General features: G+C 55.3%; 6 protein-coding genes. All 6 read left to right on the forward strand.

Annotated features, from left to right (window positions below; all coding sequences use genetic code 11):
• Nucleotides 1-71 precede the first annotated feature (71 nt).
• The 6 genes from ABDW13_RS13210 to ABDW13_RS13235 all read left to right on the forward strand — a co-directional run bounded on the left by ABDW13_RS13210 (nt 72) and on the right by ABDW13_RS13235 (nt 6,878).
• Nucleotides 72-1,466 carry an LLM class flavin-dependent oxidoreductase gene (locus ABDW13_RS13210; RefSeq protein WP_343553014.1) on the forward strand — a complete coding sequence of 465 codons (1,395 nt, stop codon included), beginning with the start codon at nt 72-74 and terminating at the stop codon, nt 1,464-1,466.
• Nucleotides 1,463-2,482 (forward strand): methionine ABC transporter ATP-binding protein, encoded by a 1,020-nt coding sequence (locus ABDW13_RS13215; protein WP_343553015.1) that lies wholly within the window; start codon nt 1,463-1,465, stop codon nt 2,480-2,482. Before ABDW13_RS13210 ends, ABDW13_RS13215 begins: the two co-directional genes overlap by 4 nt.
• The gene (locus tag ABDW13_RS13220; protein ID WP_343553016.1) at nt 2,479-3,177 is read left to right on the forward strand and encodes a methionine ABC transporter permease; all 699 of its coding nucleotides are present in this window, start codon (nt 2,479-2,481) and stop codon (nt 3,175-3,177) included. The genes ABDW13_RS13215 and ABDW13_RS13220 overlap by 4 nt, the downstream gene beginning before the upstream one ends.
• Nucleotides 3,174-4,049, forward strand: coding sequence for a MetQ/NlpA family ABC transporter substrate-binding protein (locus ABDW13_RS13225; RefSeq protein WP_343553017.1), 876 nt, complete (start codon nt 3,174-3,176; stop codon nt 4,047-4,049). The genes ABDW13_RS13220 and ABDW13_RS13225 overlap by 4 nt, the downstream gene beginning before the upstream one ends.
• Before the next feature lie 177 nt (nt 4,050-4,226).
• Nucleotides 4,227-5,660, forward strand: coding sequence for an MFS transporter (locus tag ABDW13_RS13230; RefSeq protein ID WP_343553018.1), 1,434 nt, complete (start codon nt 4,227-4,229; stop codon nt 5,658-5,660).
• A gap of 3 nt (nt 5,661-5,663) precedes the next feature.
• Entirely contained in the window at nt 5,664-6,878 is a 1,215-nt protein-coding gene (locus ABDW13_RS13235) for an acyl-CoA dehydrogenase family protein (protein ID WP_343553019.1), read from the forward strand.
• The last annotated feature ends 176 nt before the right edge of the window (nt 6,879-7,054 follow it).

Consider the following 7,054-nt stretch of genomic DNA (forward strand, 5'->3'; position numbering starts at 1 on the left):
TTCAACTTCCTAAAAATTAACTGACGAACGCCGGGTCGTAGCACGATCACGGCCTCGCTATGGAGTTTGCTATGCCATCGCAACGTGAAATTCGCTTGAATGCATTTGATATGAACTGTGTTGGACACCAATCGCCGGGCCTGTGGGCGCATCCGCGTGACCGCTCCTGGCAGTATAAAGATTTGGAATATTGGGTAGATTTAGCGCGACTGCTGGAACGCGGCAAATTTGATGGTCTGTTTATTGCCGATGTGCTGGGCATTTATGACGTGCTCAACGGCAATGGCGATGCGGCGATTCGTCAGGCGACGCAGGTGCCGGTCAATGATCCGCTGGCGTTAATCACGCCGATGGCGCTGGTCACCGAACATTTGGGGTTTGGCCTTACCGCGTCGTTGTCGTTTGAGCATCCGTATCCGTTTGCCCGTCGTCTTTCCACACTTGATCATCTCACCAAAGGTCGCGTGGGCTGGAATATCGTTACGTCGTATCTGGAAAGCGGCGCACGCAATATTGGGCATCAAGCGCAAACCGATCACGACAGCCGCTACGATTATGCCGATGAATATCTGCAAGTGGTTTACAAGCTGCTGGAAGGAAGTTGGGAGCAAGATGCGGTGCTGCGCGACCGCGAGCGTCGCATCTTCAGCGATCCGCGTAAAATCCATCCTATCAATCATCAGGGCACGTTTTTTAATGTGCCGGGGATTCACCTCTGCGAGCCATCGCCACAGCGCACGCCGGTTTTGTATCAAGCCGGTGCGTCGAGCCGCGGCAAACAGTTCGCCGCTGAACATGCCGAATGCGTGTTTGTCGCCGCGCCATCCAAAGTGCTGCTGAAGAAAACCGTGGCGGATATCCGTCGCCGCGCAGCAGAAGCCGGGCGTGATCCTTACAGCATCAAAATCTTTAACCTGCAAACCGTGATTGTGGGCGAAACCGATTTGGCGGCGCAGGCCAAATGGAAGGATTACACCCAATGGGTTAGCTACGAAGGCGCGTTGGCGCTGGTATCGGGCTGGACCGGCATCGACTTCGGCCAATATCAGCCCGACCAAGTGCTCAAATACATTCATACCAACGCCATTCAGTCTGCGGTTGAAACCTTCTCCACCGCCGATCCCGATCGCCAGTGGACAGTGAAAGCGCTGGCAGATTGGGTGGGTATCGGCGGCTTCGGCCCGCTGATTGTCGGTAGCGCGCAAACCGTGGCTGACGAATTACAAAGCTGGGTGGAAGAGACTGATGTTGATGGTTTCAACTTCGCCTACGCGCTGACCCACGAAACCTTTGAGGATGTGGTTGAGTTGCTGGTTCCAGAACTGCAAAAGCGCGGCGTGTATAAAAAAGAGTACGCGGCTGGCACATTACGCGAGAAGTTATTTGCCGCCGGTCCGCAGCTACAAGCGCCGCATCCGGGAGCCGGTTATCGGGTTAAAACCTCTGTCACGCAGGAGGTTTTATGATTGAGATCGACCAGTTGAGCAAACAGTACCGTGCACCCGATGGCCGCGTTACTGAAGTGCTGAAATCCATCAGCCTGCAAGTGCCGCAAGCCAATATTACGGCGGTGGTTGGCCCAAGCGGCGCGGGGAAATCCACGCTGGCGAAATGCATCAGCCTGCTGGAGCAACCCAGCGCTGGCAGCATTCGCGTTAACGGTAACGATCTGTCGCGCCTCGATGGTGACGCGTTGCGTCAGGCACGCCGTTCGATTGGCACCGTATTTCAGTCTTCGGCGTTACTGCAGCGCAAAACCGCTTGGGAAAACATCGCCTTGCCGCTGCATTATCTTGGTGTAATTGAACGCGATATAAAAGCGCGCGTTGGCGAACTGCTGGAAAGCGTGGGTCTTAGCCACAAAGCCAACGCTTATCCGGGCCAGCTTTCGGGCGGCCAACGACAACGGATTGGCATTGCGCGCGCGCTGGCGTTGCATCCTTCGGTCTTGCTGGCAGACGAAGCCACTTCGGGACTCGATCCACAAGCCACCGTCACCATTCTTGATCTGTTAAAAAAGCTGCGCGACGACTACAAGTTGGCGATTGTGCTGATCACCCACGAGATGGATGCGGTAAGGCAAGCCGCTGATGCGGTTGCGGAAATTCGCGATGGGCAGATTGTGCAATACGGCGTAGTGCGTGAATTGCTGGCACAGCCGGATTCCGCCTTGGGGCAGCGCTTGTTCCCGTTGGCCTCACAATCCAGTGACGCCGAATTAGTCCTCCAGCTCAGCTATCGCACCGATGTTGCGGTCGCCAGCGATTGGATTTCGCGCCTTAGCCAGCAGTTTGGATTGCGCATTGATTTACTCGGTGCGCACGTCGAGCATTTCAACGGATTGCAGGCGGGACGCTTACAGGTTGGCATTCACTTTCAGCATGAGCGCGTGCCGCTGGCGCGTTTGCTGGCGCAATGTGAGCAACTGGGTTTGGTGGCTAGCGTAGCAGGAAGTGTCTTTCCGCTAAGGGCGGTGGTATGAGCGTATCGGTAATGAGTCAGGACACGCCGTGGCCAGAAATTCCGTCATTGATGCTGCCCGCGTTAGGGGAAACCGCCTTGATGGTGGCTATCGTGATGCTGTTTGTCGTCTCTTGCGGCGGTGCGGTTGGCGTGTTGCTGTTCAACACTTCTGCGCGCGGTTTATTCCCGCATCGCGGCATCCATCGCGTATTAAGTTGGATCGTCAATATGGGTCGTTCGTTGCCGTTTCTGGTATTGATGGCGGCAATCATACCTTTCACCTTCTGGCTAACCGGTACCACCATCGGCATTCCTGCGGCAGTGGTACCGATGATCGCTGCTGGAATTCCGTTTTTTGGTCGTTTAGTCGATAACGCACTGCGCGAATTGCCCAGTGAAGTCACTGCCGTGGGATTGGTGTGTGGCGGCTCGCGCTGGCAGATCATCCGCTCGGCACAGCTGAGCGAAGCATTGCCTGCCATTGTCGCGGCGGTGACGCTCAATCTGATCTCAATGATTGAGTACTCGGCGATTGCCGGGACTATCGGCGCGGGCGGCATCGGTTATCTGGCGGTGGTGTACGGCTATCAGCGCTTCGACAATCACATCATGATCGCCACCATCGTGGTGCTGATCGCCTTAATCCAAACCATTCAATTTCTCGGCGACCGCCAAGTCACCACATTGCGTCATCCTCAGGGGACATCACTATGACAACTCAAGATTTTGAACTGCGTAAAACACATCGTTGGCCGTGGCTGCTACTGATTACAGTGGTCGTTGTACTCGCGGCAGGCGGTTGGTTCTGGCGCACACAACAGGCGCAGGCCGTGGTTTTCGGCACCACGCTGCAAGTGCATTTTGAACCGGCGATGGCGGGAGAGCAGAAGCTAATTGAATACGTTGGCGAACATATCGCGCCGGATTACGGCTTGAAGCTGGAAGCGGTCGGTGTGCAGGATCCGGTGCAAGCCGACCGCGCAGTCGCGCAAGGACAATATGCGGCAACGGTTTATCAACATCAGTGGTGGCTAAAGCAAGTGGTGGATGCCAACGGTTTTGCGCTGACGTCGGCGCTGCCGCTGTTCCAGTGGGCGTTTGGTATCTACTCCGATCGCTATAAATCGGTGGCGGATTTACCGCAGGGCGCCACCATCGTGGTGCCGGATGATGGCGCAAACCAAGGCCAGGCATTATGGCTACTGGCGCGACAGGGGCTTATTACGCTTGATCCCAACGTCGAACCGCGCACCGCTAAGCTGAAAAACATCGTTGGTAATCCACATGGATTCGTTTTCAAAGAGTTGGATTTGCTGACCATGCCACGAGCGCTGAACTCGGTCGATGCGGCAATTGGCTACGTGTCGCAATTCGATGCCGGGAAAGTGCCGCGTGAAAAAGGCATTCTGTTCCCGCCAGCACCGCGCACTTTCGCGTCGCAGTTAGTGATTGGTACGCCTTATCTGCAACAAGAAAATATTGAGAAACTCAAACAAGCCTTCTCCGATCCGCGCGTGCAGCAATGGCTAAAAACCACTGACGATCCGCTCGTTAAAGGTGTATTGGTGCCGGTTTCCGCCGAGTAATGATTCCCAATTGATCACCCGGATTCGCCTGGCGTTTCCGGGTTTTTGTGTTGCTTGAAAATGAGTTTATCTAATTGATATTATTGTAAATTAATATCAATTATTGTTGTTTTGGCTAAGCCAATAAAGCGCTTATAACAACCTCACCTGCACTACAAAACAACAACGTGAGGCGTTATGAGTTCCATACCTTTAGAAAACACCTTGCCGGCGTCAGAACCGGTTCGTTCGGTCAGCGATGTGGCTAGGCTTATCAACACTCGCACCAAAACCGATAACTACGCGCGCATGATCGTGTTCCTTGCGCTCGGCGGCGTATTCCTGGATGCCTACGACCTCACCACGCTGTCATATGGCATTGATGATGTGGTGCGCGAGTTCCAGCTCTCGCCGCTGCTTACCGGCCTGGTAACGTCATCAATTATGGTCGGCACCATCGTCGGTAATCTGGTCGGCGGCTGGCTCACGGATAAATACGGCCGTTATTCGGTGTTCATGGCTGACATGCTGTTCTTTGTTGTCTCGGCGATTGCCGCTGGCTTAGCGCCCAACGTTTGGGTGTTGATTGGCGCGCGCTTTTTAATGGGGGTTGGCGTTGGCATCGATTTGCCGGTGGCGATGTCCTATCTGGCCGAATTCTCGAAGTTTGCCGGTAAAGGCAACAAAGCGGCGCGACTCGCCGCGTGGTGCCCAATGTGGTACGCCGCATCGACCGTCTGCTTCTTGCTGATCTTCGCGCTCTATTTCCTGCTGCCAAAAGACCATCTTGATTGGCTGTGGCGCGCTTCGCTGCTGTTTGGCGCGGTGCCGGCATTATTGATCATCGCGGTGCGCAGCAAATTCATGAACGAATCGCCGCTGTGGGCAGCGAATCAGGGCGATCTCAAAGGTGCTGTGCGCATCCTGCGTGATTCTTACGGCATTCATGCACACGAAGCGGAACCGGAAGCACCACCCGCCGCTGCCGCGCCGAAAGTCAGTTTCCGCGTGTTGTTTGAAAAACCTTGGCGTGAACGCACCATCGTGGCGGGCGTGATGAACATCTGCATCTCCTTCGAATACACCGCGATTGCCTTCTTCCTGCCTTCAATTCTGGCGCAGTTCCTTGGCGCAGGTGTGTTTGAAACCATCTCGGCGTCGCTCGGCCTCAATGCGTTGTTCGCGTTTACCGGCGGCCTGCTCGGTATGCGCCTGGCGTGGAAATATCCGTCGCGTCACGTGGCGATTGCCGGTTTTGCGCTGCAATTCTTTGCGTTAATCGCCCTGGCGTTGATTGGGCATCCTCAAGCCATCGCTGGCATCGTTTTCGCCGTGTTGATGTTGGGATTATGGCTGTTTGCTGAAGGTTTTGGCCCTGGCGCGCAATTGATGGTGTATCCGGCGCTCTCTTATCCCACTTCGATTCGTGCGACCGGCGTCGGTTTTAGCCGTGCGCTCTCTGGCATTGGCAGTGCGCTGGCGCTGTTTATCCTGCCAATTCTGCAAGCGGCGCTCGGCACCAATATGTTCTGGGTGGTTTCACTGGCGGCGATCATCCCGATTTTCTTCTTGCTGGCGGTGCGTCATGAACCCACTCGCCACGATATCGACGAACTTTCATCTGAAGGATAAACCATGAGCTTATTAGCAACAGGCACCGATTATGACGCGCTGGCGTCGCATTTCCGGCCAATATTCGCGCGTATCGCCGCAGGCGCAGTTGAGCGTGAACGCAACCGCACATTGCCGTATGAAGCGATAACCTGGTTGAAAGAAGCGGGGTTTGGCACGGTGCGCATTCCAAAAGAGAAGGGCGGTTGGGGCGCATCGCTGCCGCAGCTGTTTCAGCTGCTCATTGAGTTGGCGGAAGCGGACTCCAATCTGCCGCAGGCGCTGCGCGCCCATTTTGCCTTTGTCGAAGATCGGCTTAATCAACCTGATAACTCAGAGCGCGATGGCTGGTTTAGACGCTTTATCGACGGCGAGCTGGTGGGCAGCGGCTGGACCGAAATTGGTGCGGTCAAGCTGGGCGATGTGATCACCCGTGTCACGCCATCATCAAGCGGCTGGACGCTAAGTGGCGAGAAGTTTTACAGCACTGGCACGCTATACGCTGACTGGATTGATGTGTTCGCGCGTCGCAACGACAACCAGGGTGATGTGATTGCTCTGGTGAACGCTCACCAACCGGGCGTAACGCGTGAAGACGACTGGGACGGCTTTGGTCAGCGTCTTACCGGTAGCGGCACCACGCGTTTTGACAACGCGCATGTCGAGCAAGCGCACGTTTATGATTTCGCCACCCGTTTTCGTTATCAAACTGCGTTCTACCAACATGTGTTACTGGCGACGCTGGCGGGGATTGCACGCGCGGTGGCGCGTGATGGTGCACAAGCGGTTGCGGCGCGTAATCGCGTTTATAGCCACGGCAATCGCAATGTTGCGCGTCAGGATGCGCAGATATTGCAAGTTATTGGCGAAATTACTAGCCTGGCGTTTGCAGTAGAAGCCACGGTGATTCGCGCCACACATTCACTGCAATCAGCATATGTCGCCCATTTAAGCAGTGATGAATCGCAGATTGCGGAAATCAATGTGCTGGCCGAAGCCGAAGCGGGGCTGGCGCAAGTGGTTGCTAGCGAACTGGTGACACGGGCGGCAACCGAGCTGTTCAATGCGCTCGGTGCATCCGATACGCGCGTCAGCAAAGCATTAGATCGCCATTGGCGCAACGCGCGCACCGTGTCGTCGCATAATCCGGTGGTGTATAAAGCGCGCGATATTGGCGACTGGAAAGTGAATGGCGCGGCACCAACCGGTATTTGGCAAATTGGTAGGGGAGAAGGCTGATATAAAACAGGTCACCATAAATGGCGCCCCTACGCTGACTATGTAGGGGCGCCATTTAGGTACAAACCGGCCACATGGGTAACACTTTAGACCGGGCACATGGGTAACAGTTATAAACGGCATAGCAGAGGAGACTCACTATGCCCTGGACTGAGAAAGTATCCATGCAGCGCCTT

The organism is Pantoea sp. (genome assembly GCF_039594315.1).
Classification (GTDB): domain Bacteria; phylum Pseudomonadota; class Gammaproteobacteria; order Enterobacterales; family Enterobacteriaceae; genus Pantoea.

Excerpts from the sequence above, each read along its gene's own strand:
- ABDW13_RS13235 (WP_343553019.1), top strand. The coding sequence starts at position 5,664 with ATGAGCTTATTAGCAACAGGCACCGATTATGACGCGCTGGCGTCGCAT.
- ABDW13_RS13210 (WP_343553014.1), top strand. The coding sequence starts at position 72 with ATGCCATCGCAACGTGAAATTCGCTTGAATGCATTTGATATGAACTGT.
- ABDW13_RS13215 (WP_343553015.1), top strand. The coding sequence starts at position 1,463 with ATGATTGAGATCGACCAGTTGAGCAAACAGTACCGTGCACCCGATGGC.
- ABDW13_RS13230 (WP_343553018.1), top strand. The coding sequence starts at position 4,227 with ATGAGTTCCATACCTTTAGAAAACACCTTGCCGGCGTCAGAACCGGTT.
- ABDW13_RS13220 (WP_343553016.1), top strand. The coding sequence starts at position 2,479 with ATGAGCGTATCGGTAATGAGTCAGGACACGCCGTGGCCAGAAATTCCG.
- ABDW13_RS13225 (WP_343553017.1), top strand. The coding sequence starts at position 3,174 with ATGACAACTCAAGATTTTGAACTGCGTAAAACACATCGTTGGCCGTGG.